The following is a 24,576-nucleotide window of genomic DNA, read 5'->3' on the forward strand; positions in this document are numbered from 1 at the left end:
CGCTCCTGCTCGGTTGCTAGAGATTTTCTAGACGGTCACAACTGTACGCATCACCGCACCTCCGCCGAGCGTCACGCCAGCGTGACCGTTGACGTCGAGAGCCACGCCAGCGTGACGCTCGGCGCGACTAGCAACTCGGAGCCGGCGCCCCGGACGTCATCGCATGCAGCGCGTCCACCGCCTGCCCGAGGGTCTCCACCTTCACCAACCGCAGGCCCGGCGGATCGTCGGACGCCGCCTCGTAGCAATTCTTGGCCGGCACCAGGAACACCGTGGCGCCGGCGGCGCGGGCGGCGGCCATCTTGTGGGTGATGCCGCCGATAGGCCCGACCTTGCCGTCGACCGAGATGGTGCCGGTGCCGGCGATGAACGCGTTGCCGGTCAGATCTCCGGTGGTCAGCTTGTCGACGACGGCCAAACTGAACATCAACCCGGCCGAAGGACCTCCGATGTTGGCCAGGTTGAAGTTCACCGAGAACGGCGCCCACGGCGCGTCGAGCACCGCAACACCTAGGAACCCGTAGTCGCGGTCTTTGTTGGTGCCCAGCGTGATCTGGGTAACGCCGGCGGGCTCGTTCTTGCGCCGGAAGTCGAGGGTGACCACCTGGCCGGGTTTAGTGGTCTTCAACAGCGAGGTGAACTGCTCGACGTTGGCGACCGGGGTCCCGTTGACCATGTCGATGGCATCACCGGGCTTGAGCCTGCCCAGCGAGGGGCCGGGATCGCTGACCGTGGCCACGGTGACCGCCTCGGGGTACTTCAGGTAGCCCAAGGCCGCGTACTCCGCGCTGTCCTCGGAATTCTTGAAGTCGGCGTTGTTGGCCTTGTCCACCTCGTCGCGGGATTTGCCCGGCGGGTAGACCAGGTCGCGCGGCACCAGCTGCTCCTGGCCGGACAGCCACAGCGTCAGCGCTTCACCCAGCGTCAACTCGTCGCGTTGGGACACCGTCGTCATGTTGAGATGACCCGACGTCGGATGGGTCTGCGTCCCGTCGATCTGGACGACCTGCTTGCCGTCGACCTCACCGAGCGTGTCGAACGTCGGCCCGGGACCGAGTGAAACAAACGGCACCGTCACCACCGCCAGCAACACACCGAACACCAGGATCGGCACCAGCGCGACCATCAGGGTCAAAATCCGCCTGTTCACGCCCATACAGTAGACGGACCCGCCGAGCACCGATTCAGCTGCGAGCGTGACGGCGGCGCGCGCTTTCCGGTCTCCCGATGGGTACCGTTGACAACATGGCTGACCTGCCTTTCGGCTTCTCCGCTGGAGACGACCCCGACCGCGACAAGGGGAAGAACGATCCCGGTTCGGGGGCAAACCCGTTCGGGGCCTTCGGCATGGGCGGGAACTTCGACATGGCCGACTTGGGACAGATCTTCACCCGACTCGGCGAGATGTTCGGCGGCGTGGGCACGGCGATGGCGTCGGGCAAGGACTCCGGCCCGGTCAATTACGACTTGGCCCGGCAGGTGGCGTCCAGCTCGATCGGGTTCGTCGCGCCGATTCCCGCCACCACCACTTCGGCGATCGCCGATGCGGTGCACCTGGCCGAGACCTGGCTGAACGGTGCGACGGCGTTGCCAGCCGGCACGTCGAAGTCGGTCGCGTGGAGTCCCAGCGAGTGGGTGGACAACACCCTGGAGACCTGGAAGCGGCTGTGCGACCCGATGGCGCAACAGATTTCGTCGGTGTGGGTGTCCTCCCTGCCCGAAGAAGCCAAGTCCATGGCCGGCCCGCTGCTGTCGATGATGTCGTCGATGGGCGGCATGGCGTTCGGTTCCCAGCTGGGTCAGGCGCTGGGCCGGCTCTCCCGTGAGGTGCTGACCTCGACGGACATCGGCCTGCCCCTGGGGCCCAAGGGCGTGGCCGCGATCATGCCCGACGCCGTGGAGTCCTTCGCCAAGGGCCTTGAGCAGCCACGCAGCGAAATCCTGACCTTCCTGGCCGCCCGAGAGGCCGCCCATCACCGTTTGTTCAGCCACGTCCCCTGGCTGCCCAGCCAGTTGTTGGGGGCGGTCGAGGCCTACGCGATGGGCATGAAAATCGACATGAGCGGCATCGAGGAGTTGGCCCGCGACTTCAACCCGGCATCGCTGACCGATCCGGCCGCCATGGAGGAGTTGCTAAGCCAGGGTGTCTTCGAACCCAAAGCGACCCCCGCCCAGACCCAGGCGCTGGAGCGGCTGGAAACGCTGCTGGCCTTGATCGAGGGTTGGGTGCAGACCGTCGTCACCGCCGCGCTGGGCGAGCGACTGCCCGGAGAAGCGGCCCTCAGCGAGACGCTGCGCCGGCGCCGGGCCAGCGGCGGGCCGGCCGAGCAGACCTTCGCCACCCTGGTGGGGCTGGAACTGCGGCCCCGCAAGCTTCGCGAAGCCGGCGCGTTGTGGGACCGGCTGACCCAAGCCGTCGGCATGGATGCCCGCGACGCCGTCTGGCAGCACCCCGACCTCCTGCCCGCCTCGGAGGATCTCGACGACCCGGCAGGCTTCATCGACCGCGTCATCGGCGGTGACACCAGCGGCATCGACGAGGCCCTGGTGGACTTGGAAGCCGAACTCGAGCGCGACGACAAGGACCCCGGACCGGGGTCTGTGGATAACTGAGCCCGCGACCTTCACCGGCGTGGCACAGTGTCACGTCATGCCGCGGGTCACGCCGTCGTCGTATTCACTGAATCCGGCCATGCCGGTGCTGTTGCGGCCCGACGGCGCGGTGCAGATCGGCTGGGACCCGCGCCGTGCGGTGCTCATCCGCCCGCCCCACGGCATGACCGCCACCGACTTGGCCGGGTTCCTGCGCGGCCTGCGATCACCGGTCCCGCTAGCCGAACTTCACCGCCAAGCCCGTTCCCACGGCATGGGTCCGCAGGAGGTGACCGGACTGATCGGCCAGCTGGTCCGAGCTGGGGTGGTCAAGGGTGGGCTCCGAACCGGTAGCAGCCGGGCACCGTCGATCCGGGTTCATGGCCGCGGCCCGCTGTCGGACCTGTTGGTGCAGGCGCTGCGCTGCTCGGGGACGAAGGTCGGGCACAGCAGCCAGCCGCACGCCGGCGTCGCCCACGCCAACGTCGACCTCGTGGTGTTGTCGGACTACCTGGTGACCGACCCGCGCATCGTGCGCGATCTGCACACCGCCCGAGTTCCGCACCTGCCGGTTCGGGTTCGCGACGGCACCGGGCTGGTGGGCCCGCTGGTGATCCCCGGGGTGACCAGCTGCTTGGGCTGCGCTGACCTGCATCGCAGCGATCGGGATGCCGCCTGGCCGGCGATCGCCGCCCAGCTGCGCGACACCGTAGGGGTGGCCGACCGGGCCACCGTGCTCGCCACTGCGGCGTTGGCCCTGAGCCAGGTCAATCAAGTGGTCGCGGCGGTGCGTGCGCATCCCGTGACACCGGTTCCGCCGCCGGCGCTGAACGCCACCTTGGAATTCGACCTGGACGCCGGCTCGATCGTTTCGCGGCAGTGGACCAAGCACCCGCTGTGCCCATGCTGAGCGATTCGCCGCACGACCGACGTGGGCAGCGCACCACGATGAATACAACTGTTGCCAAGATCAATGCCGGAAACGACCAGTGGTCATGGATGATGGATGTTGTGGCAGACATCAAGCGTGGCCGCGCGGCCCGCAATGCGAAGCTCGCCAGCCTCCCGGTGGGCATGGCCGGGCGCGCAGCTCTTGGCTTTGGGAAACGGCTGACCGGCAAGTCCAGAGACGAAGTCAACGCCGAGCTCATGGAGAAGGCGGCTAATCAACTGTTCACCGTCTTGGGTGAACTCAAGGGCGGGGCGATGAAGGTCGGCCAAGCCCTGTCGGTGATGGAAGCGGCCATCCCCGAGCAATTCGGTGAGCCTTATCGCGAGGCGCTGACCAAGTTGCAGAAAGATGCGCCGCCGCTACCGGCCAACAAGGTCCATCGCGTGCTCGATGCCCAGCTGGGCACCAAGTGGCGGGAGCGGTTCGCCCAGTTCAACGACACACCGGTGGCCTCGGCGAGCATCGGCCAGGTGCACAAGGCGGTGTGGGCCGACGGGCGCCAGGTCGCCGTCAAGATTCAGTATCCGGGCGCCGACGAGGCGCTTCGCGCGGATCTGAAGACGATGCAGCGGATGGTCGGCGTGCTCAAGCAACTCTCCCCCGGCGCCGACGTCCAGGGCGTCGTCGACGAGTTGGTCGAGCGCACCGAAATGGAACTCGACTACCGGCTCGAAGCCGACAACCAGCGGGCATTCGCCAAGGGATACGACAAGCACCCCCACTTCCTGGTGCCGCACATCGTGGCCAGCGCGCCCAAGGTGGTCATCCAGGAGTGGATCGAGGGCATTCCGATGGCGGAGATCATCCGCAACGGCACTCCCGAGCAGCGCGACCGGATCGGCACGCTGCTCACCGAGTTGACCTTCGACGCGCCCCGGCGGGTGGGCATGATGCACGGGGACGCCCACCCGGGCAATTTCATGCTGATGCCCGACGGACGGCTCGGTGTCATCGACTTCGGCGCCGTGGCGCCCCTGCCGGGAGGTTTCCCGATCGAGCTGGGGCGGATCATGCGGCTGGCCAAGGAGAAGAATTACGACCTGCTGTTGCCGACGATGGAGAAGGCCGGCTTCATCCAGAAAGGCCAGCAGGTGTCGGTGCCCGACATCGACGAGATGCTGCGCCAATACGTCGAGCCCATCTCGGTCGACGTGTTCCACTACACCCGCAAGTGGCTGCAGAAGATGACCGTCAGCCAGTTGGACAAATCCGTCTCCCAGCTCAAGACCGCGCGACAGCTGGACCTGCCGGTCAAGCTCGCCATTCCGATGCGGGTGATCTCGTCGGTCGCCGCGATCCTGTGTCAGCTGGACGCACATGTGCCCATCAAAGAGCTGTCGGAGGAGCTGATCCCCGGCTTCACCGAACCCGACACGGTCGTCGTCTAGTCCGGCCGCGACCTAAGCCGCGGCCGGACTCCCCCCTTTGCGTGGGCGCCCGCGCGGGCGCTTGCGCCCCACAATGGCGCCGCGTTCGAAGATTTCACCGCCCCACACACCCCACGGCTCGGCACGTTCCACCGCCTCGGCGAGGCAGTCTCGCCGGATCGGGCAGCCGATGCACAGCGTCTTGGCACGCTCGAGGTCGGCGGGAGCCTCGGCGAACCACAGGTCAGGATCGCCGCGATGGCACGGCAGGGCGGGCAGCGTCTGTCTGGGGACTGTCAGTGCTGACATGTCCTCTTCACCTGCTTCCTGGTCGGTTGGCTGTCCTTGTGACGGAATCCGGACCAAGAAGGTTGTTCACCAGAAAGGTGTGGCCACGGATCCTTGTGACTTCGGGTCCGTGGCCATTCGGCGAAACTGGGTGTCGTACCTAGGTACTGCCCCAATCCACGGACGCTGCAGTCGCGGCGGCGATACGGCGCTTGGCCGCTGCCGCCGGTGCGGCGGCATGGGCGGCATGGAGGGTCGCCGCGGCACGTACCGCGGCAGCCACGCCTGCACCGAACGCGTTGCTGATCATCGTGGCCGCCCTCCTTCCGAAATGTGACTGGCGTAGTGCGTTATCGAGGCTAGACGGTATCCGTCGTTGCTCACAACCGATTTTCTGACCAGGGCGTTTGCGGCGGTCTCCGGTCAGCCCCGGGCCCGGACCAACTCCAGCACATCGGCCCCGTACTGCTCGAGCTTGCGCGCGCCGATGCCCGGGATCGCGATCAGGGCGGCGTCATCGGCTGGGAGCAATTCGGCGATGGCGATCAGGGTGTTGTCGGTGAAGACGATGTACGGCGGAATCTTCTGTTCCTTCGCGATGTCCAACCGCCACGCCTTGAGCGCCAACAGCAATTCCTCGTCGATGTCGCCGGCGCAGGTTTCGCAGCGCCGCAGCATGATTGCCGCCGGAGTGGTCAACATGTTGTTGCAGATGCGGCAGCGGGCCGCGCCGCGATTGCGTTTGGTCTTGTTCGGCGCCGAGTCGACACGGGTCTGAGGGGCGATGCCGTTGAGGAACCGCGAGGGCTTGCGGCTTTGCCGTCCGCCCGGGGCGCGGGCCAGCGCCCAGCTCAGCGACAGGTGGACACGCGCCCGGGTGACTCCGACGTAGAGCAGCCGCCGTTCTTCCTCGACGGCCTCGCTTTCCGGTCCGTGCGCCAACGCATGGGAGATGGGCAAGGTGCCGTCGGCCAGGCCGACCAGGAACACCGCGTCCCATTCCAGCCCCTTGGCCGCGTGCAGCGAGGCCAGTGTGACGCCCTGGACCACGGGTGGGTGCCGGGCATCGGCGCGCATCCGCAGCTCGGCCAGCAACCCCGGGAGCTGCAGGTCCGGGCGTTGCGCGATCTCGTCGTCGACCAGCTGTGCCAGCGCGGTGAGCCCTTCCCAGCGCTCCCGGGCGCGGGTGCCGACGGGTTCTTCGGCGCTCAGTCCGAGCGGTTCCAGCACCTGACGAACCACGTCGGGCAGGGGGCCGTCGGCGCCCCGCTCGGCCGCTCGCTGCAGAGCCAGCAGGGCCTGCTTGATCTCTTGACGGTTGAAGAACCCTTCACCGCCGCGGACTTGGTAGGCGATTCCGGCTTCGGTCAGCGCTTCTTCATAGGCCTCGGACTGGGCGTTGACCCGGTACAGAATGGCGATTTCCGCGGCAGCGACACCGGACTCGATGAGCCGGGCAATGGCGGCGGCGACCGCGGCGGCTTCGGCGGGCTCGTCGGGATGCTCCTGAAACGACGGCGCCGGGCCCGGCGCGCGCTGACCCACCAGTTGCAGTTTGCTGCCAGCAACCCGGCCGCGGGCAGCGGCGATCACCTGGTTGGCCAGCGACACCACCTGCGGGGTGGACCGGTAGTCACGTTCCAGCCGCACTACGGTCGCGTCCGGGAAGCGCCGGGAGAAGTCGAGCAGGAACCGCGGTGAGGCGCCGGTGAACGAGTAGATGGTCTGGTTGGCGTCTCCGACGACGGTCAGGTCGTCCCGGTCGCCCAGCCAGGCAGACAGCACCCGCTGTTGCAGCGGAGTGACGTCCTGATACTCGTCAACGACGAAGCAGCGGTAGCGGTCGCGGAATTCGTCGGCCACCGCCGGATCGTTTTCGATGGCGGCCGCGGTGTGCAGCAACAGGTCGTCGAAGTCCAGCAGGGCCACCGACTCGTCGCGAGCCTTCAGCGCTTCGTAGGCGGCGTAGACCGCCGCGACCTTTTCCGCGTCGAGCGGGGTGTCGCGACCGTCGGCAGCCACCGCGCCGGCGTACTGCTCCGGACCGATCAGCGACGCCTTCGCCCACTCGATCTCGCCGGCCAGATCGCGCACGTCGTCGGTGCTGGTGTTGATGCGGCAGCGGCTGGCGGCCCGGGCCACGACGGCGAACTTGGTGTCCAGCAGCTCCCAGCGGGTGTCGCCGACCACTCGCGGCCAGAAGTAGCGCAGCTGACGGCGCGCGGCGGCGTGGAAGGTCAGCGCTTGCACCCCACCCACGCTGGCGCCGCAACGCGCCGCGGCGTCCAAAGCGCGCAGCCGGGCGCGCATCTCCCCTGCCGCCCGCTGGGTGAAGGTCACGGCTAAGACTTGGCCGGCGGCGACGTGACCGCCGCCGACCAGTTGGGCGATGCGATGGGTGATGGTGCGGGTTTTGCCGGTCCCCGCGCCGGCGAGCACGCAGACCGGTCCGCGCGGGGCCAGGACGGCTTCGCGCTGCTCATCGTCCAGCCCGGCGGTCAATGCGTCAGCGACCATCGGCATGGCGTCCATCTTGGCAGCGGTCGCCGACAAACCGGGCATGTCGCCACGCCGGTGTTTGTTCGCCCTCGTCGCCGCCGGTACCCGCGACACGGAATGCTTCGTCGCCCGGCTACGTTAACCAGTCATGACCAACGCGGCGCTCACGATTTACACGACGTCATGGTGCGGCTACTGCTTTCGGTTGAAGAAAGCGCTCAATGCCCAAGGCATCTCCTACGACGAGGTGGACATCGAACAGAACCCCTCCGCCGCGGAGTTCGTGGGCTCGGTCAACGGAGGTAACCGGACAGTGCCGACGGTGAAGTTCGCCGACGGCTCGACGATGACCAACCCCAGTGCTAACGAGGTCAAAGCCAAGCTAGCCAGCTGAGCGCCGCGGCGACACGTCACCTTTGGTTTTGTCGGGTCGCGGGTGCTCTGCCCCTTACCATGAGGACCATGGCATCGGCCGCTGTCAGGTTGGCCGTCATGGCGTGCACCGCGGTCGTGGCGATCACGGCGTGTTCGCACAGCAACTCTGCGGCCAAGACCACCAGCCAACCGTCCGGCGTCGACGCGTTGATCGTCAGCGTCGAAGAAGTCCGTCGGATCGCCAATTACGAAGAGCTGACGCCACATTCGCATGCCGATTTGCGGCATCCGCCGCCCGGTGACTTGACCGCACCGGGGCCGTGCCGGGCCGCAGGCACCAGCGATCTGACGTTCGCGAACGGCTGGACGGAATTTCGCAGCGCGGGCTACAGCGGGGTCACCGACGACATTGATCCCGGCGGCAACGCGTTGGTCGACTCCGTCAGCCAGGCCGCGGCGATCTACCCGGATTCCCTGGCGGCGCGCAATGCGCTCAATCAACTGGAGTCTTCGCTGACGGCGTGCACCGCGTTGCACGACCCGAAATACGACTTCACCCTAGACAAGTCCGATCCCACCACCCTCAAGATCATCGACCAGGGCTGGAGCCACCTGTACCGGGCGAAAAATTCGGTCTTGATATCGGTCGGCGTGGTGGGCATCGAACCCGCGGAGCGGATCGCGGCCACGGTGATGCAGACGATCACCGATCGGGTCAAGTAGACGCGGCGGCGGGCCTTACTCCTGCGCGGCCCACGACTCGATGATCACCCGTGCGATTGAAATCGAGCCGGGCAGAAGGAGTTTGGCGTCCGACGCGGTACTCCAGTCGCCGGCGTCCAACGCAGCGCGGATTTCGTCGCGGGTGAACCAGGCAGCCTCGACGATCTCGCCGTCGTTAAACGAGAACTCCTGGTCGGGGTCGGCCACGGCGTGGAAGCCGACCATGAGCGAGCGCGGGAACGGCCACGGCTGGCTGCCCAGGTATCGCACGTCGCTGACGGTCAGGCCGATCTCCTCGCGGATCTCCCGGGCGACGCACACTTCGAACGACTCGCCGGCCTCGACGAAACCGGCCAGCAGCGAAAAGAACCGCTCCGGCCAGACCGCCTGACGGGCCAGGACGGCACGGTCCCCGCCGTCGTGCACCAGGCAGATCACCGCCGGGTCGATGCGGGGGTACTCTTCATGCCCGGTCAGCGGGTTGATCCGAGCCCAGCCCGCTCGCGCCGGCTTGGTCGGAGTGCCGTCGATCGGGCTGAAGCGGGCGGCGTCATGCCAGTTGAGCAGCGCGGTTGCCGAGGACACCAGGTGGCTGCTGGTGTCGTCGAGGACGCGACCGAGCCTGCGCAAGTCGACGACTTCGGCGCGCACGTCGGGGTCGTCGGGTGGTTGCAGTCCGCTGCGGATGGCCCACACGTGGCGCCCGCCGTCTATGCGGCCGAGGAACACCGCCTCCGGCGGAGGCTTGTCGCCCAGCGCGGCGGCGGACTCGAGCAGCACCTTGCCGTCGACGGCCATGACCTGATTGCGGGGATCCACTCGCAGCAGTGCCGCGTCGGGCCAGCCGGCGGCGGCCGCTTCCACATCGGTGCGCAACTGGTCCGAGCGGTCGGCGCCCACCCGCGACAGCAGCGGGATCTCCCGCAGCCGAAAATCCATCTAGTGCCCCGCGCTTCGGATGTACAACAACCGGTCGCTGGCCTCGACGGCATCCACCTCGGGCGCGCCGATACGCAACAGCTGACCGTCGCGCACCACACCGAGCACAATGTCGCGCAGATGCCGCGGCGAACCGCCGACTTCGGATTGCTCGACCTCCCGCTCGGCGATGGCCAGCCCCGCGTCGGGCGTGAGCAGATCCTCGATCATCTGCACCACACTGGGTGTGGTGGTCGCCAGTCCCAGTAGCCGGCCCGCGGTCTCCGACGACACGACCACCGAGTTCGCGCCGGATTGCTGCAGCAAGTGCTGGTTCTCGGCTTCCCGGATGGACGCCACGATCTTGGCTTTCGGTGACAGCTCCCGCGCGGTCAGCGTTACCAGCACCGCGGTGTCGTCTCGACTGGCGGCGACGATGATGGACGCCGCATGTTGAGCTCCCGCCAGGCGCAGCACATCGGACTTGGTGGCATCGCCGTGGACGGTGACCAACCCGGCGGCCGCCGCGCGGTCCAGAGCCGCCCGGTCGGTGTCGACGACGACGATGTCCCCGGGCACCACCTCGTCGCTGAGCATGGCGGCGATGGCTGTCTTGCCTTTCGTGCCGTAGCCGATGACGACCGTGTGGTTACGCACTCTGCTCCTCCAACGCTGAATCTTGAACGCTTGGCGGGACGTCTCGGTGACTACCTCGAGCGTCGTTCCGACCAGCAAGATCAGGAACGCGATCCGCAGCGGCGTGATGATCAGGATGTTGATCCCGCGCGCGAATTCCGAGATCGGCGTGATGTCGCCATATCCGGTGGTCGAGAGCGTCACCGCGGCGTAGTACAGGCAGTCGACGAAAGTGAGCCGGTCGCCCTGGGCGTCGCGGTAGCCGTCGCGATCCAGGTAGACGATGACCGCTGCGGCCATCAACGCGATCAATGCGATGGCCACCCGGCGCGAGATGATGCTCGCCGGACTGACCCGGCCCTGCGGAATGCGCAGCACGCCCACGAGCGCGTAACTGGGCTGAGCCGTCAGCGTCTCGTCGAGCCGCCTCAGCCTGCGCCAGCTACCTTTCGCCACGGAAACCCGTCACCGGCTTGTTCGCCGCGCCCCACACCCGCACCAGACAAATGTAACCACGCTCACTGCTCATTCGGGCGGTCGGAGTCGGCTAACAGTGCAACTAACTCCTCGGCTTCGGGCAACTTCTGCGGGGCGACCGTGATGGCGCTGCGCACGTAGTGGAAGGCGGTGCGCACTGACGATTCGGCGCAGCCGGACAGTGCGGCCCACGCCATCCGGTAGACGGCGAGCTGGACGGCGGCCTGCCGCATCGCTTCGGCACCGCGCGGCGGCTCACCGGTTTTCCAGTCCACCACCGTTACGCCGCCATCCGGATCGCCGAACACCGCGTCGATGCGGCCCCGCACCACGGTGTCACCGATCGGCATCTCGAACGGCACCTCGACCGCGATGGGGGTGCGCGCCGCCCACCGGGATCGAGTGAAGGCTGACTGCAAGGCGGCCAATTCTTCGCTGTCCTCCACCTCGGAGTCGGCCGCGCCCGGCAGGTCACGCAGGTCGAACAATAACTCGGCGCCGTAGAACCGCTGCACCCAGGAGTGAAACGCATTGCCGAGCAACGCGTGTGGGTCTGGCCGGGTGGGTAGCCGATACGCCATTCGCTGCGCCGCCGCGGCGGGGTCTCGAGCGAGTTCGACCAGTCCGCTCACCGAGATCTGGCTTGGCAGTGCAGGTACCCGCGGCGCGGTTGCCCGGGCACGTTCGGCCAGCAGCGCATCGACGTCTGCCACCAGGCCGTCGAGGTCACCCGCATCGCGTGCCGGGTTGCCGGTCGACATGGCGTGGGCAACCAGCGCCGCGCCGCGCCGTACGTCGTCGCGTCGGCTCAGCGGCTCGGCGGGCCATACCGCTTCGACGATGTTGTCTTGCAGAGGGTTTCGTTCACCGTCGGCCGGTGTTGGCGCCCAGTGCTCGATCGTTCCGCAGGGTTCACCCGCTGCGGCGGAACGCTCGATGATGTCCTTCAGTCCACACAGGAACTCCGACGGCCCGCGCGGCTTCAATCCGGTGGCGCCCCATTGGTGACCCGACACCAGCAGCGTCTCCTCGGCCCGGGTGACTCCGACGTAGAGCAGTCGACGCTCTTCGTCGACGCGCCGCTGGTCGAGCTGGCGACGGTGCTCGGAGATGGTGTCGGACAAATGTTTACGGTTGGTGACAGTCGAGGTGTCCATGACCGGGACGCCAAGCGCGCCCGCCGCTGCCCGGTCACCCCGCAACAGCGGCGGCAGTTCCGAGGGGTCGGTGAGCCAACTACTGCGCGATGCCGACGACGGGAAGACGCCGCCGGACAGGTGTGCCACCGCGACCACCTGCCACTCCAATCCCTTGGCGGCGTGCACAGTGAGAATTTGGACCCGGTCCCGGGCGACCGCTAATTGCGCCGGCGCCAGCCCGTTCTCCACGACCGCTGCCACGTCGAGATAGCCGAGCAATCCTGCCACCGACGCTGCGCTGACCCGTTCGGCGTAGTCCGCGACGACGTCGGCGAACGCGTCGAGGTGCTCCGCGCCCGCCCAGGTGCCGGCGTTCGTGTCGCGGGAGGCGACGGCGGCGCGGACTTCGCAGTCGATGCCCATGATGCGGCGTACCTCGGCCACCAGGTCGGGTAGCGAGCGGCCGAGATGGCCACGCAGCCCGGTCAACTCGCCGGCCAGCGCCTCGATGCGCTGGTATCCGGCGGCCGAATAGTCCGTGGCCGGGCCCGGGTCGCAGATAGCGTCGGCCAGGCATGCGGTGTCGGCATCCGGTCCGGCCAGCAGCGCAATAGATTCCGGTGACGCCAGTTCGGCTGGCGTGGGCGTAGCGACGAGGGTCCGCGCGCGCCGCCACAGTGCAGCCAGATCTCGACCGCCCAGGCGCCACCGAGGCCCGGTGAGCACTCGCATCGCCGCCGCGCCGGCGGTCGGGTCGGTGACCAGGCGCAGCATCGCGACCACGTCGGCGACCTCGGGCACGGCCAGCAGTCCGCCCAGGCCGACCACTTCGACGGGCACGCCGCGGGCACGCAATGCGTCGGCGATCGGCGCGGCGTCAGCGTTGCGCCGCACCAGCACCGCCGCGGTGGGTGGGCTGTTCCCTTCGTCGTGGGCCTGCCGGTAGTGATCGCGCAGGTGGTCGGCGATCCAGTCGCGTTCGGCCTGCACATCGGCGAGCAGAGCGCAACGGACGGTTCCGGGTGTGGCGTCTGGCCGGGGTCGCAGGGCGCGCACCGCCACCGATCGCCGCCGCGCCTCCGCGGAGATCTCGTTGGCGACCTGCAGCGCTTCGGGTGGGTTCCGCCAGCTGGTGCGCAGTTCCAGCACGGGCGCCGGGGTTCCGTCGGACCGGGGGAAGTCGGTGGTGAACCGTGGCAGGTTGGTCGCCGAGGCGCCGCGCCACCCGTAGATGGATTGGATCGGGTCACCAACGGCTGTCAGTGCCAACCCGTCGTCGGCGCCGGCACCGAACAACGCCGACAGCGCGACTCGCTGGGCATGACCGGTGTCTTGGTATTCGTCGAGCAGCACCACGCGGTAGCGGTGGCGCAAGTCCTGACCGACTTGCGGGAAGGTCTCGGCCAGCCGAGCGGCTGACGCCATCTGCATGCCGAAGTCCATGACCTTGTCGGCGCGCATGCGCTGATGGAGCGCGTCGAGCAAAGGCACCAGTTCCGCGCGCTGAGTCTGAGTCGCCAGCATCCGCAGTAACCATTGGCTGGGGCCGCGGTCGCGCTGATGGGGTCCCGCCGGCAAGGCGTGCACCAGTCTTTCCAACTCGACATGCGTATCGCGCAATTGCGCGGTGTCCACAAGGTGCTCAGCCAGCTGACCCCACAAGCGCAGCACCATCGAGGTGACCGCCGCGGGTGTCTTGTCGGTGCGCAGTTCGCCGCGATACCCGTTGACCACGTCGAAGGCCAGCTGCCACAGTTCGGTCTCGCTGAGTAGCCGGGTATCGGGCTCGACGGGCAGCAGCAGGCCGAAGTCACGCAGCAGTGAGCCGGCGAATGCGTGATAGGTGCTCACCGTCGGTGACCCCGCCGGGTCGTCGGCGGCCTCACCCGGCCCGCCTATCCCAACCAAGCCGATGCCCGCTAACCGGGCCAGCCGGGAGCGGACCCGGCGCAGCAGCTGACCGGCGGCCTTGCGGGTGAAGGTCAGGCCAAGCACTTGTCCCGGATCGGCGTAGCCGTTGGCAACCAGCCACACCACCCGGGCAGCCATCGTCTCGGTTTTGCCCGCACCGGCGCCCGCGATGACAACCAGCGGGCCTGGCGGCGCGGAAATCACCGCGGCCTGCTCGTCGGTCGGCGCGAAAAGACCCAGCGCGGCTGACAATTCGGAAGGGCTGTACCGCGCGGTCATAGCTGCGGTCCGTCGGTGTGGGCGGGACAGATCGGCCGGATGGGGCAATGCGAGCATCCGGCGTTGCGCCGCGCGACGAACTGTGGGCCGGCCGTCGCCGCCGCGGCCTGATGGACTCGGTGCCGCCACTCGTCGCGCACGTCCGGCGTCAGCGGGTCCTGGTCGCGCTCGGTGACACCGCCGGCGTTTTGCTTGCCGAGGTAAACCAACCGCGCGCCCCCCGGCTCCTCCTGGTCGCCGTCCGACAATAGGCCGTCGGCCACCGCGAGCTGGTACATCGCCAGTTGGGCATGCTGTTGGGCGTCGTCTTTGCTGACCGGTGACTTGCCCGTCTTGATGTCGACGATCACCAACCGACCCGCGCCGTCACGCTCGAGCCGATCAACCCGTCCGCGCAGGCGCACCGGATCGTCGTCGTCGCCTCGGGCGGGCAGCACACCGTCGACGTCGACTTCGACGCCGATCTCGGTCAGTTCGCCGCGCGTCTGCGCTCGCCATTCGACGAACGCCTGAATCATGGCGCGGTGACGGTCCAACTCGTTGGCCGAATGCCACTGTGCTTCAAAGGGTAAGTGCTGCCACACCCGATCGAGCTGTCCCAGTAATTCCGATTCGGTCTTGCCCGGTTGGGCGATCAACGCGTGCATGACCGAGCCGATAGTCGAGCGAAGGTCGCGTGCTTGGGTTGCGCCGTGCCGTTCGGCCAGCCAACGCAACGGGCAATCGTTGAGAGCTTGCAGCGTCGAGGGCGTCAAGGTGACCGCCTCGTCGCTGTCGCGCAACGGCGCATCGGTGCTCACCGGCATGAGGCCATGCCAACCCGCCGGATCAGCCCCCGGCACACCGGCTTTGGCCAGCCGGGCCAACTGTTCGGCCGCGCACCGGCGCGCCACATCGTCGACCGCGCCGTCGGGGGCGCATACCAAACCACGCAGTCGACCCACGACCGACGCCGCTGCCAGCACGCGCGGACTGGAAACCGGCTGCATCGCAACGTCGTCGACGCCAACCAGCGCGGCGACCTCGTGAAACAGCGCCGACGGCAGCGCGGCGTCCTGACCACTGGCGCCAGTATCGCCGTCAACCGCGGTCACCATCAGCCGGTGCCGGGCCCGACCCATCGCTGCCAGCAGTAGCCGGCGCTCCTCGGCGAACAACGGCGCGCGCACCGAAGCCTCATGGGCCACGCCGTCCAGCTCGTCGAGCAACCGCTGCGTGGCCAGCACACCGCCACGCGGAACGGTGTTGGGCCACAAGCCTTCCTGCAAGCCGGCAATGACGACGAAGTCCCATTCGTGGTCGAGGGCCGCGTGCGCACTGAGCACCTGCACCTGCTCACCGTGGGTCACCGCGCCCGGCATGACGTGGGGCACTTGCAGCGCCGAAACATGGTCCACCAGACCCCGCAGCGATGCACCCGAGGTCCGGGACACGTACTGGTCGGTGAGGTCGAACAGCGCGGTCACCGCTTCTAGGTCGCGGGCGGCCTGGGCTACGCCCGAGCCGCCGCGCTCAACGGTCGCCAGCCAACGACGTTGCAGCCCGGACCGCTGCCATGCCGCCCACAGCGTGTACCGGGGATCTTGCCCTTGGCCATGGCAGCGCGCCGCGGCGGACAGCACCGCCCGCACCGCGAGGACGGGGCGGGCCTGCGGTCCTGATTTGGGAACGTCATTCGTCAGCGCTTCGACCAGCAGCTCGCCGAACTTCGGTGCCGGGCAATCGCTTCGGCCGCGTCGCAGGGTGCGCCGCAGTTGGCGCAACGAGATGGGGTCGAGGCGCCCGATCGGGCCGGTGAGCAAGTCGAACGCTTGCGCACCGGTGAGGCCGTCAGCGGTCGCGGCCAGCACCGTCAGCAGCGCCCGCACGGCCGGCTCGTCGGCCAGCGGCCCGCTGTTCGGCGGGGTTTCCACCGGAACACCCGCAGCCGCCAGGGCGCGCGGCAAGCGCGCCGCCGCGCGCGGCACGGATCTGACGATGACCGCCATCTGCGACCATGGCACGCCGTCGATGAGGTGAGCACGCCGCAGCGCGTCGGCGATCAGCGCCGCTTCGGCGTGCGCCGACGTGGCCAGCCGCGCCGTGACCGAACCGCCGTCGGCGTCGACACTGTTCAGGTGAGTGGCGGCCCCGCTACCCGGCAAGCGGCGGGCGATGCCGTTGACCGCCCGGGCCACCGCCGGAGCGCACCGGTGCGAGTGACGCAACGTGATCGACGGGCCGTCCTGCGCCAGCAGGCTGGCGGGCTCACCGCCCCGAAACCCGAACACCGCCTGATGGGGATCACCGGCCACCAAGGCAAGCTCCGCGCCCCCCGCCAACACGCGGATCAATTGCGCGGCTTGCGGATCAAGCTGTTGAGCGTCATCGACCAGCAACAGCCGAATCCGTGTGCGTTCGGCCGCCAGAAGGTCAGGATCGACCGCGAACGCCTCGAGGGCCGCCCCGACCAATTCGGCGGCACCCAACGCGGGAGCCGTCGCTTCCGGCGCGGCCATTCCCACGGCCGCTCGCAGCAACATCACCTGCTCGTACTCGCGGGCGAACTGCCCGGCGGCGGTCCATTCCGGTCGACCGCACCGTCGGCCGAGACGTTCTAGCGCCATCGGCTCGACGCCGCGTTCGGCGCAGCGGGCCAAGAGGTCTCGCAACTCGGTGGCGAACCCAGCAGTGACCAGCGCGGGCCGCAGATGTGCCGGCCAGGCCGTCGCTGCGGCTTGTCCGTCCTGAAGGTGTCCGGCCAACAACTCCCGGATGATGGCGTCTTGTTCGGCGCTGGTGAGCAGTCGCGGAGGCGGGTCGCCGGCACGCTCGGCGGCGCGCCGCAGCACCGCATAGGCGTAGCTGTGCGGGGTACGCACCAACGGCTCGTGGACCGCCGTAGGACCCACCCCGGCCGCGGAGGACCGCAACAACGCCATGGTCAGCGCACTGCGCGCTCGCTGGTCGAGCTTGCCCGAGCCGGTAAGCAACAGAACCGATTCCGGCTCGACCCCGGCTGCGATGCGTGCCACCGCGGCGTCGATTAACAGGCTGCTCTTTCCCGTCCCCGGACCGCCGAGGATGCGCACCACGCCGCGGGTGCCAGGTGTCAGCACACTCTGGGCTTCCCCGTCCCACGTGAATGACATAGCGGCATGCAACCACGAGGGTCCGACAAGTTGACCGCAGCGCCTGAACAGTCACCCCTACCTGGCATCATCGACGCGTGGCCGCCCACCTGCACGTGCACCGCTTCGGTCCGCCCGGCCCATTTCGGGTACTGACGATGCACGGGGTGACCGAGCACGGCCGGGCTTGGCAATCGTTGGCCGCCCACATGCCCAAAACCACCATTGCAGCTCCGGATCTGTTGGGGCATGGCAGATCCTCGTGGGATGCACCGTGGAGTATCGACGCCAATGTTGCGGCGCTGACGGCCCTGGTCGACGACCAAGCCGACTGGCCGGTGGTGGTGGTCGGGCATTCGTTCGGCGGCGCAATAGCGTTGCACCTGGCCGCGGCTCGCCCCGACCTTGTCTCGGCATTGGTGCTGCTGGATCCGGCGGTCGCGGTGGACGGGGCGCGCGTGCGCGAGGTTGCCGATGCGATGGTGGCGTTCCCCGACTACACCGACCCCGCCGAAGCGCGCGCGGAAAAGGCGTATGGCGCCTGGTCGGATGTGGACGGCGCGGTGCTCGACGCGGAGTTGGCCGAGCACCTGATCGCTTTGCCGAACGGACGCTATGGCTGGCGGATAAGTCAACCCGCCATGGTTTGCTATTGGAGCGAACTGGCTCGCGACATCGTGTTGCCGCCGGCCGGCATACCCACCACGGTGGTTCGGGCGACCGGTTCCGAAGTGCGGTATGTGAGTGACCGATTGATCACCGGACTGCAGGACCGGCTCGGATCCGCTTTCGAATTACTGGATTTCGACTGCAACCATATGGTGCCGCTGGCCAAGCCGGCCGAAGTTGCCGCCGTTGTTCGCGACCATCTTGCGGGGCGCTGACCGGTGGCGGCGATAACCGATGAGCAGGTCGAGCGGGTGCGTTCGCTGGTTGCCGCGATACCACCGGGTCGGGTCGCCACCTACGGCGATATCGCCGCTGTTGCAGGGCTTTCCAGTCCGCGAATCGTCGGCTGGATCATGCGGACCGACTCTTCGGACCTGCCGTGGCACCGGGTGATCACCGCATCCGGGCGCCCGGCACGGCACCTGAGCACCCGACAGCTCGAATTGCTGCGCGCTGAAGGGGTGTTGGCGGTCGACGGGCGGGTCGCGCTGGACGAGGTCCGCCACGAATTCCCGGGGTGACTACAGTTCCATCCGGACCATTGCGGCGGTGCGCGCCAGGCCCGGAAACGCCTCAGCGGTCGACCGCGGATGCAGGGCGTGCACCGCTAATCGGAACATCAACGCGCGCAACAACATCTGCGGCCATTCTGGCAGCGCGTTCCACCGCTCGATGAGCCCGTCGTCGGCCTCGCCCCACGACAGCGCGTCAACCACGACGACACCCGCCGCCCAAGAGGCCGGCCGCCAGTACGGGGTGATGTCGGTGATGCCCGGAGGTGCGGTGCCGGCGAAAAGCACTGTGCCGTAGAGGTCTCCGTGCACCACCTGGTTCGGACTGCGAGTGGGTTTACGCAAGGTGGCCAGCTGATTGATCAACTCGACCGATCGTTCGGCGTCGGAAGTGGCCGGCGCCGTGCGCGCTCCGGGCGGAACCGACTGCAGCGGCCGTTCTTCCCACGCGGCCCGGTCGGCGGCGATGAACACGTCGACGTCGGCCCACGGCGTGGTGGGCCCCTGGGTCAGGAACCGGGGCCGCTCCAACTTGCCGGTGGCCTCGTGCAGACGCACCGCCGCCGAGACGACTTCGTCATGGCGGGGTTCCGGTGTTCCCGCCACAAAGGTGTCGGCTCGCCAGCCGGATACGACGTATCGACCGTCGGTCGAGCGAACCGGCCGGGCCAGTCGGATGCCGTCGACGAACAGCGTCTCTCGGACCTTGGCCGACCAGGCCGCGCGCGCATGGTCAGCCACCAGGGACAACACCACCTCGCCGCACCGCCAGCCGCCTTCCCAGCTGAGTCCGAGCGGGATGGGCTGCACTCCGTTCAGTCCGAATGCCACCAGCACATGTTCCGGCGGTGGCTCGACTGTCACGGGGGTTAGCCTAGTCGGGCGACAATGCGCGTCGGCACGACGCGCTGAGGAGCCCGACGATCAGGGCTAGTCGGGCGACGATGGGCGTCGGCACGACGCGCTGAGGAGCCCGCGTTTTGCGCTGGCCCGCAACCCTGGGCTAGTACATCACCATGTCGGGCTGCATTTGCTGCGCCCACGCCACGATGCCGCCCTGCAAATGCACCGCGTCGGAGAAGCCCGCTTTCTTCACCGCGGCCAACGCCTCGGCCGAGCGCACCCCGGTCTTGCAGTACAGCACCGTGGTCCGGTCTTGGGGCAACTGCGCCAGCCCTTCCCCGTTGTTGATCAGCGACTGCGGGATCAGCTGCGCGCCTTCGATGTGGTTGATGTCCCACTCCACCGGCTCACGGACGTCGATCAACGCCAGCTTCTTCCCCGAGTCCAGCAACTCCCGCAACTCCCGTGGGGTGATCGTCGAACCGGCCGCAGCGTCGGCCGCGTCGTCGGACACCACCCCGCAGAACGCCTCGTAGTCGACCAGCTCGGTGATCCTCGGCGTCGTCGGGTCCTTGCGGATCTTGATGGTGCGGTAACTCATCTCCAACGCGTCATAGACCATCAACCGGCCCAGCAGCGTCTCCCCGATCCCAGTAATCAGTTTGATCGCCTCGGTTCCCATCACCGACGCGATCGAGGCACAAATGATGCCCAGTACGCCACCTTCGGCGCACGAGGGCACCATGCCCGGCGGCGGCGGCTCCGGGTAGAGGTCGCGATAGTTCAGCCCGAGGCCGTCGGGCGCGTCTTCCCAGAACACCGACACCTGGCCTTCGAACCGGTAGATCGAACCCCACACATAGGGCTTGCCGGCCAGCACCGCGGCGTCGTTGACCAGATAGCGAGTGGCGAAGTTGTCGGTGCCGTCCAGAATCAGGTCGTACTGCCGGAACAGATTGACGGCGTTCCGCGGCTCCAGCCGAAACTCGTGCAGGCGGACCTCGACCAGCGGGTTGATGGCAGCGATCGATTCGCGCGCGGACTGCGCCTTGGAGCGGCCGATGTCGGCGACACCGTGGATGATCTGGCGCTGCAAGTTGGACTCGTCGACGGTGTCGAAGTCGACGATGCCGATGGTCCCGACACCGGCCGCCGCCAGATACAACAACGTGGGTGCGCCCAGTCCGCCGGCGCCGATCACCAGCAGCCGCGCGTTCTTCAGCCGCTTCTGCCCGTCCACGCCGAGGTCGGGAATGATCAGGTGACGGCTGTAGCGGGCCACCTCTTCGCGGCTCAGCTCACGCGCCGGCTCTACCAGCGGCGGCAACGATGTCGACACAGAATCCATCTCACCAGCATGGCGAATCGACGGCAACGAGCCTGCGGTGACTGCGTCGAGCCTGCGCGTACATCACGATCCGCCGCCACACCGTGACGTCGCCGCAGACTCGGCGCGCGACAGCGCCCGCCTGGTCAAGGAATCGGATACGGCCAGGGATTGAAGCGGCAGGTCTTGCCGTCGGCCTTGACGTAATCGGGGTCGAACTTGGCCGCCTCGTCATCCGATGTGGAGAACGTCTGCTGCATCATCACCGGCGCCAGGGCGCCTTGGGCGTCACACGCCTCATGCCGCTGGTAGCCGATCGCATGGCCGACCTCGTGACTGACCACGTATTGCCGGTATGAACCGACATCGCCCTCGAACGGGACGGCTCCGCGCACCCAGCGCGCTTCGTTGATGAACACGCGCGACTGCCGGTCTGGCCCGAACGACGGGTTGTAGCAAGACGTCTCGAGCGGGAATTCGTAACCACAACCAACTCGCACCGTCATCGGGGACACCAGCGAGACGCGGAAATCCGGCTTGCCGTTGTCGATCCGGATGAAGGCGAATTGCGGGTTGTGCGTCCAGCCCTTCGGGTTGGCCAGCGTCTGCTCCACCATCTGGGCGAACGCTTCGTCGCCGCCGTACATCGTTGGATCCAGTCCGTTTTCGATCTCGACGGTGTAGCGGAACACCTTGGCGGTGCCCTGACCGATTTGCGGCGTGGTTCCCGGCACCACGTGATAGGTCTTGTCGCCCGCCTCGGTGAATGGCCCACCATCGGGCAAGATCCCGGTCGGCAGGTTGACGTCGAAGGCCGCCAACCCCCGCGGCGGCGTGTCGACGATGGCGGTCCCCACCGATCCGATGCTCGGTGGGCTCTGGATGGTCCGGGCGGCCGCGGTCTTCGGCGCGCTGGTCCCGGTCAGGCTCTGGTAGGCCACCAGCACGGTGATGACCGCCAACACCGGCAGCGCATATGCCCGCCAGCCGTACGTGGACACGAACCGGCCCAGCCAGGTCTGCTTGCGCCATTGGCGCGGACGTTCGCGGTCGGCACGAGCCCGTCCCGCGCTCTCGCCCAACGGGTCACGCTGCGCCCGCAGCGGTTCCCGCCGCTCGTCACGCAGCATGGGAACTCGGCCGGTGCCGCGCACAGGCCGGGGGGAGGTCATTTCCTCAGGATGGCACAGCCGCCGTTGGCTGTGACCCCTGGCGCGCCCGAAGATGCCCTCCGACCTGCATCCCTGAGGTACGGATAACGTCAGTTCCGATCGGTTTGACGCCTCGGGTAGTAAGGTCGTTGCGACATACTGTGCGGCCGCGGGGATGGCAAGTGCAACCGCACGATCAATTGAGATCTGATTGAGGACCGACGATGAGCGATCTGGCCAAGACGGCGCGACGTGCCGTCAGATCGGCCGGGAACCTTCGGCCGGTCGAAGACCCTGCGCCGTCCAACCGCCGGGGTAACCGGTTACCCCGCGACGAACGTCGCGGCCAGCTGCTCATCGTGGCCAGCGACGTCTTCGTCGACCGCGGCTACCACGCGGCCGGCATGGACGAGATCGCCGACCGCGCTGGGGTCAGCAAACCCGTCCTGTACCAACACTTTTCGAGCAAACTGGAGTTGTACCTCGCGGTGCTCCACCGGCATGTCGAAAACCTGGTGTCCGGGGTACAGCGGGCGTTGCGCACCACCACCGACAACCGCCAGCGGTTGCACGCCGCGGTGCAGGCGTTCTTTGACTTCATCGAGCACGACAGCCAGGGATATCGGCTGATCTTCGAGAACGACAACGTCACCGAGCCAGAAGTGGCCGCTCAGGTACGACAGGCCACCGAGTCATGCATCGACGCGGTGTTCGCACTGATCGCCGAGGACTCCGGACTGGAACCGCACCGTGCCCGAATGATCGCGGTGGGCCTGGTCGGCATGAGCGTCGACGCCGCGCGGTACTGGCTGGACGCCGACCGACCCATCTCGAAATCCGACGCCGTCGAGGGCGCGGTGGCGTTCGCGTGGGGCGGGCTTTCGCACGTGCCCCTTACTCGCTCGTAGCGGCCCGCGCCGCGGCGATCTCGGCCCCGATCCCGAAGCCCACCCGTCGGGCGTCGGCGGGACCTATCTCGACGTAGGCGATTTTGGCGGTGTTGATCAGGAAGCGACGGCCCCGCTCGTCGTTCAGGCTGAGCACGCCTGAACCCTCACTCAACGCATCACGAACGAGTTCCTCGACGTCAGTGGGCGTTTGCGCACTGGCGAACACCAGCTCGCGCGGACTGTCCGTGATCCCGATCTTGACCTCCACGGTCGCCCCTTTCGTTGGTATTCCGCCGCATGGCACTCAGCAGCAGGCTAGTGGAAGCACCCCGCATGCTTCGCGTCGCGGCCCTGCCAAGCAGTTCGCGCTAAGTGAACGCGGCGGGTGACCGGCAGATCACGATTCGGTCTAACCCCGGCCAAGACCGTCACCGACAGCGGCGCTGAGCGAGCCGTCTGAATACCATCAGAAACATCAGCAACACACGTCACAGCCTCTACGGCGACGTCCAGGACTATCCGGACGACGAGGACTACGAGACCGACGAAGCCGACCGCAGCGGCTTCGGTGCCGACTGGCGCCACTCCGACGGCGAGTGGGTCTGGCCGGCGAATCGACGCTGGCGTCCGGCAGCGGCGATCATCGGCGCGATCGTGGCCATCGGCGCCATCGCCACCGCCGTCATCATCAACAGCGGGGACAGCGCCTCGACCAAGGCCACCGTCGCGCCGCATCCGGTCATCACCACCCGATCGACCGCGCCCAGCCCCTCACCGACGCTGGCGCCCAGCGTTCCGCCCACCACCTCGCGGGCACCGCAACTTCCCCCGGAGACGGTCACCACCCTCACCCCGCCGCCCAGCGCTGGGCGGACGCCGACGGCCGTGCCCCCGCGCACCGTTCCACCGCCCTCGGCCGGGCTCAACCCGCAAACCGTCGTCTACAGCGTGACCGGCAACAAGCAGCTGTTCGACCTGGTCAACGTGGTCTACACCGACGCGCGCGGCTTCCCCGTAACCGAGTTCAACGTGGCATTGCCGTGGACCAAGGTGGTGGTCCTAAACCCGGGTGTGACGACCGAATCCGTGGTCGCGACCAGCCTGTACGGGCGGCTGAACTGTGCGATCGCCAACGCCCAAGGTCAGCTGGTGAAGGCATCGACCAACAACGCGATCATCGCGACGTGCACCCGTTAACCGGCTAGCCCAGACCCAGTTCGCGCATCCGCTGGTCGTGGGTGTTTTGCAAACGCTCGAAGAAGGCGCTGATCTGGCCCAGCCCCCCGGTTCCGGACAGCACCAGGTCGACCAGCTCGTCGTGGTCGGCCAGCAGATATTGGGCCTGGGTGATCGCTTCGCCCAGCAATCGGCGCGACCACAGCGCCAGCCGGCTGCGCTGCTTGCCGCTCGAGGTGACCGCGGCCCGCACCTCGGCGACAACGAACTGGGAATGCCCCGTTTCCGAGAGCGCCGCACGCACTACGTCGGCCACCTCGTCGGGCAGCCCGTCGGCGATCTCCAAATACAGATCGGCGGCTAGGGCGTCGGCGACGTAGGTCTTGACCAGCGCCTCCAGCCACGTGCTGGGCATGGTCAGCCGGTGGTAGTTCTCCAGCGGCGACACGTACTTAGCCATGGCCGACACGACGTCGACGCCGCGGCTTTCCAGCGCGTCCCGCAGCAGTTCGTAATGGCCCATCTCGGCGGCGGCCATGCTGGCCATCGAAATCCGACCCTGCAGGTTAGGCGCCATCCGCGCCTCGTCGGTCAGCCGGTAGAACGCCGCCACCTCGCCATAGGCCAGCAGCGCAAACAGTTCGTTGACGCCGGGGTGATCCGCCGTCAGCCGTGGCCCGGAGGAACCGGCCACCTGGTCGGCGGACGAAGGCGAGGTCATGGCAACACTCTAGTTGGGAGT

21 protein-coding genes and 1 pseudogene are annotated in these 24,576 nt (G+C 67.8%); 9 read left to right on the forward strand and 13 right to left on the reverse strand.

All coding sequences use genetic code 11. The annotated features are described in order from the left end of the window. Positions 1-127: 127 nt before the first annotated feature. Positions 128-1,150 carry a PDZ domain-containing protein gene (locus A9W95_RS16350; protein WP_067414817.1) on the reverse strand — a complete coding sequence of 341 codons (1,023 nt, stop codon included), beginning with the start codon at positions 1,148-1,150 and terminating at the stop codon, positions 128-130. A 77-nt stretch (positions 1,151-1,227) separates the two neighbouring features. On the opposite strand from A9W95_RS16350, the gene A9W95_RS16355 reads away from it, so the two are divergent. From A9W95_RS16355 to A9W95_RS16365, 3 genes and pseudogenes are all read left to right on the forward strand, one after another. After that, positions 1,228-2,613 (forward strand): zinc-dependent metalloprotease, encoded by a 1,386-nt coding sequence (locus A9W95_RS16355; RefSeq protein WP_156746240.1) that lies wholly within the window; start codon positions 1,228-1,230, stop codon positions 2,611-2,613. A 37-nt stretch (positions 2,614-2,650) separates the two neighbouring features. After that, positions 2,651-3,502, forward strand: coding sequence for a TOMM precursor leader peptide-binding protein (locus tag A9W95_RS16360; RefSeq protein ID WP_067414748.1), 852 nt, complete (start codon positions 2,651-2,653; stop codon positions 3,500-3,502). An 85-nt stretch (positions 3,503-3,587) separates the two neighbouring features. Continuing rightward, positions 3,588-4,932, forward strand: a pseudogene (locus A9W95_RS16365) (ABC1 kinase family protein). Between the two features lie 12 nt (positions 4,933-4,944). On the opposite strand, the gene A9W95_RS16370 reads toward A9W95_RS16365, so the two are convergent. From A9W95_RS16370 to A9W95_RS16375, 3 genes are all read right to left on the reverse strand, one after another. Next, on the reverse strand, positions 4,945-5,220 hold the full coding sequence (locus A9W95_RS16370; RefSeq protein ID WP_067414751.1) for a WhiB family transcriptional regulator: 276 nt from the start codon (positions 5,218-5,220) through the stop codon (positions 4,945-4,947). A 139-nt stretch (positions 5,221-5,359) separates the two neighbouring features. Next, positions 5,360-5,509, reverse strand: coding sequence for a hypothetical protein (locus tag A9W95_RS28030; RefSeq protein WP_253851678.1), 150 nt, complete (start codon positions 5,507-5,509; stop codon positions 5,360-5,362). 113 nt (positions 5,510-5,622) lie between these two features. Continuing rightward, on the reverse strand, positions 5,623-7,722 hold the full coding sequence (locus A9W95_RS16375) for an ATP-dependent DNA helicase UvrD2 (protein WP_172826636.1): 2,100 nt from the start codon (positions 7,720-7,722) through the stop codon (positions 5,623-5,625). Between the two features lie 124 nt (positions 7,723-7,846). Between A9W95_RS16375 and mrx1 the strand changes: the two genes are divergently transcribed. Both mrx1 and A9W95_RS16385 read left to right on the forward strand, forming a co-directional pair. After that, positions 7,847-8,092, forward strand: coding sequence for a mycoredoxin Mrx1 (mrx1, locus tag A9W95_RS16380; RefSeq protein WP_067414757.1), 246 nt, complete (start codon positions 7,847-7,849; stop codon positions 8,090-8,092). A 68-nt stretch (positions 8,093-8,160) separates the two neighbouring features. Further along, complete coding sequence (locus A9W95_RS16385; RefSeq protein ID WP_067414825.1) at positions 8,161-8,796, forward strand: sensor domain-containing protein; 636 nt, start codon at positions 8,161-8,163, stop codon at positions 8,794-8,796. A gap of 15 nt (positions 8,797-8,811) precedes the next feature. Here A9W95_RS16385 and nudC read toward each other — a convergent pair whose 3' ends face one another. The 4 genes from nudC to A9W95_RS16405 form a co-directional block, all read right to left on the reverse strand. Next, positions 8,812-9,735: an NAD(+) diphosphatase gene (nudC, locus tag A9W95_RS16390; protein ID WP_067414760.1), complete on the reverse strand. Its 924-nt coding sequence runs from the start codon at positions 9,733-9,735 to the stop codon at positions 8,812-8,814. Then, positions 9,736-10,806, reverse strand: a complete 1,071-nt coding sequence (locus tag A9W95_RS16395; RefSeq protein WP_067414763.1) for a TrkA family potassium uptake protein — start codon at positions 10,804-10,806, stop codon at positions 9,736-9,738. Between the two features lie 62 nt (positions 10,807-10,868). Then, positions 10,869-14,213 carry an ATP-dependent helicase gene (locus A9W95_RS16400; protein ID WP_371328084.1) on the reverse strand — a complete coding sequence of 1,115 codons (3,345 nt, stop codon included), beginning with the start codon at positions 14,211-14,213 and terminating at the stop codon, positions 10,869-10,871. Then, positions 14,153-17,287, reverse strand: a complete 3,135-nt coding sequence (locus A9W95_RS16405) for an ATP-dependent DNA helicase (RefSeq protein WP_067414769.1) — start codon at positions 17,285-17,287, stop codon at positions 14,153-14,155. The genes A9W95_RS16400 and A9W95_RS16405 overlap by 61 nt, the downstream gene beginning before the upstream one ends. Positions 17,288-17,364: 77 nt before the next feature. Here A9W95_RS16405 and A9W95_RS16410 point away from each other — a divergent pair, with 77 nt between their 5' ends. Beyond that, on the forward strand, positions 17,365-18,150 hold the full coding sequence (locus tag A9W95_RS16410) for an alpha/beta fold hydrolase (protein ID WP_067414772.1): 786 nt from the start codon (positions 17,365-17,367) through the stop codon (positions 18,148-18,150). A 3-nt stretch (positions 18,151-18,153) separates the two neighbouring features. After that, complete coding sequence (locus A9W95_RS16415; protein WP_067414775.1) at positions 18,154-18,456, forward strand: MGMT family protein; 303 nt, start codon at positions 18,154-18,156, stop codon at positions 18,454-18,456. Here the strand turns inward: A9W95_RS16415 and A9W95_RS16420 are convergent, their stop codons facing one another. From A9W95_RS16420 to A9W95_RS16430, 3 genes are all read right to left on the reverse strand, one after another. Then, positions 18,457-19,311 carry a TIGR02569 family protein gene (locus tag A9W95_RS16420; protein WP_067414777.1) on the reverse strand — a complete coding sequence of 285 codons (855 nt, stop codon included), beginning with the start codon at positions 19,309-19,311 and terminating at the stop codon, positions 18,457-18,459. 139 nt (positions 19,312-19,450) lie between these two features. Next, entirely contained in the window at positions 19,451-20,629 is a 1,179-nt protein-coding gene (moeZ, locus tag A9W95_RS16425; protein WP_156746243.1) for an adenylyltransferase/sulfurtransferase MoeZ, read from the reverse strand. Positions 20,630-20,763: 134 nt separating this feature from the next. Then, positions 20,764-21,789, reverse strand: coding sequence for a DUF3152 domain-containing protein (locus A9W95_RS16430; RefSeq protein ID WP_216638176.1), 1,026 nt, complete (start codon positions 21,787-21,789; stop codon positions 20,764-20,766). A 203-nt stretch (positions 21,790-21,992) separates the two neighbouring features. Between A9W95_RS16430 and A9W95_RS16435 the strand changes: the two genes are divergently transcribed. After that, the gene (locus A9W95_RS16435; RefSeq protein WP_067414786.1) at positions 21,993-22,676 is read left to right on the forward strand and encodes a TetR/AcrR family transcriptional regulator; all 684 of its coding nucleotides are present in this window, start codon (positions 21,993-21,995) and stop codon (positions 22,674-22,676) included. On the opposite strand, the gene A9W95_RS16440 is transcribed toward A9W95_RS16435, so the two are convergent. Next, on the reverse strand, positions 22,663-22,926 hold the full coding sequence (locus A9W95_RS16440; RefSeq protein WP_067414789.1) for a DUF3107 domain-containing protein: 264 nt from the start codon (positions 22,924-22,926) through the stop codon (positions 22,663-22,665). The two genes, A9W95_RS16435 and A9W95_RS16440, sit on opposite strands and share 14 nt — an antisense overlap. Positions 22,927-23,132: 206 nt before the next feature. Between A9W95_RS16440 and A9W95_RS27285 the strand changes: the two genes are divergently transcribed. Further along, positions 23,133-23,855: a hypothetical protein gene (locus A9W95_RS27285; RefSeq protein WP_082983137.1), complete on the forward strand. Its 723-nt coding sequence runs from the start codon at positions 23,133-23,135 to the stop codon at positions 23,853-23,855. 4 nt (positions 23,856-23,859) lie between these two features. On the opposite strand, the gene A9W95_RS16450 is transcribed toward A9W95_RS27285, so the two are convergent. Then, complete coding sequence (locus A9W95_RS16450) at positions 23,860-24,555, reverse strand: ferritin-like fold-containing protein (protein WP_067414795.1); 696 nt, start codon at positions 24,553-24,555, stop codon at positions 23,860-23,862. Positions 24,556-24,576: the final 21 nt, after the last annotated feature.

Source organism: Mycobacterium sp. 1423905.2 (assembly GCF_001673155.1).
Taxonomy (GTDB): Bacteria; Actinomycetota; Actinomycetes; order Mycobacteriales; family Mycobacteriaceae; genus Mycobacterium.

Bases quoted from the DNA above. Each gene is read 5' to 3' on its own strand.
- A9W95_RS16430 (WP_216638176.1), bottom strand. From the start codon at position 21,789: ATGACCTCCCCCCGGCCTGTGCGCGGCACCGGCCGAGTTCCCATGCTG.
- A9W95_RS16370 (WP_067414751.1), bottom strand. From the start codon at position 5,220: ATGTCAGCACTGACAGTCCCCAGACAGACGCTGCCCGCCCTGCCGTGC.
- A9W95_RS16385 (WP_067414825.1), top strand. From the start codon at position 8,161: ATGGCATCGGCCGCTGTCAGGTTGGCCGTCATGGCGTGCACCGCGGTC.
- A9W95_RS16435 (WP_067414786.1), top strand. From the start codon at position 21,993: ATGAGCGATCTGGCCAAGACGGCGCGACGTGCCGTCAGATCGGCCGGG.
- nudC (WP_067414760.1), bottom strand. From the start codon at position 9,735: ATGGATTTTCGGCTGCGGGAGATCCCGCTGCTGTCGCGGGTGGGCGCC.
- A9W95_RS16450 (WP_067414795.1), bottom strand. From the start codon at position 24,555: ATGACCTCGCCTTCGTCCGCCGACCAGGTGGCCGGTTCCTCCGGGCCA.
- A9W95_RS16405 (WP_067414769.1), bottom strand. From the start codon at position 17,287: ATGTCATTCACGTGGGACGGGGAAGCCCAGAGTGTGCTGACACCTGGC.
- A9W95_RS16360 (WP_067414748.1), top strand. From the start codon at position 2,651: ATGCCGCGGGTCACGCCGTCGTCGTATTCACTGAATCCGGCCATGCCG.
- mrx1 (WP_067414757.1), top strand. From the start codon at position 7,847: ATGACCAACGCGGCGCTCACGATTTACACGACGTCATGGTGCGGCTAC.
- A9W95_RS16375 (WP_172826636.1), bottom strand. From the start codon at position 7,722: ATGCCGATGGTCGCTGACGCATTGACCGCCGGGCTGGACGATGAGCAG.
- A9W95_RS16355 (WP_156746240.1), top strand. From the start codon at position 1,228: ATGGGTACCGTTGACAACATGGCTGACCTGCCTTTCGGCTTCTCCGCT.
- A9W95_RS28030 (WP_253851678.1), bottom strand. From the start codon at position 5,509: ATGATCAGCAACGCGTTCGGTGCAGGCGTGGCTGCCGCGGTACGTGCC.
- A9W95_RS16400 (WP_371328084.1), bottom strand. From the start codon at position 14,213: ATGCTCGCATTGCCCCATCCGGCCGATCTGTCCCGCCCACACCGACGG.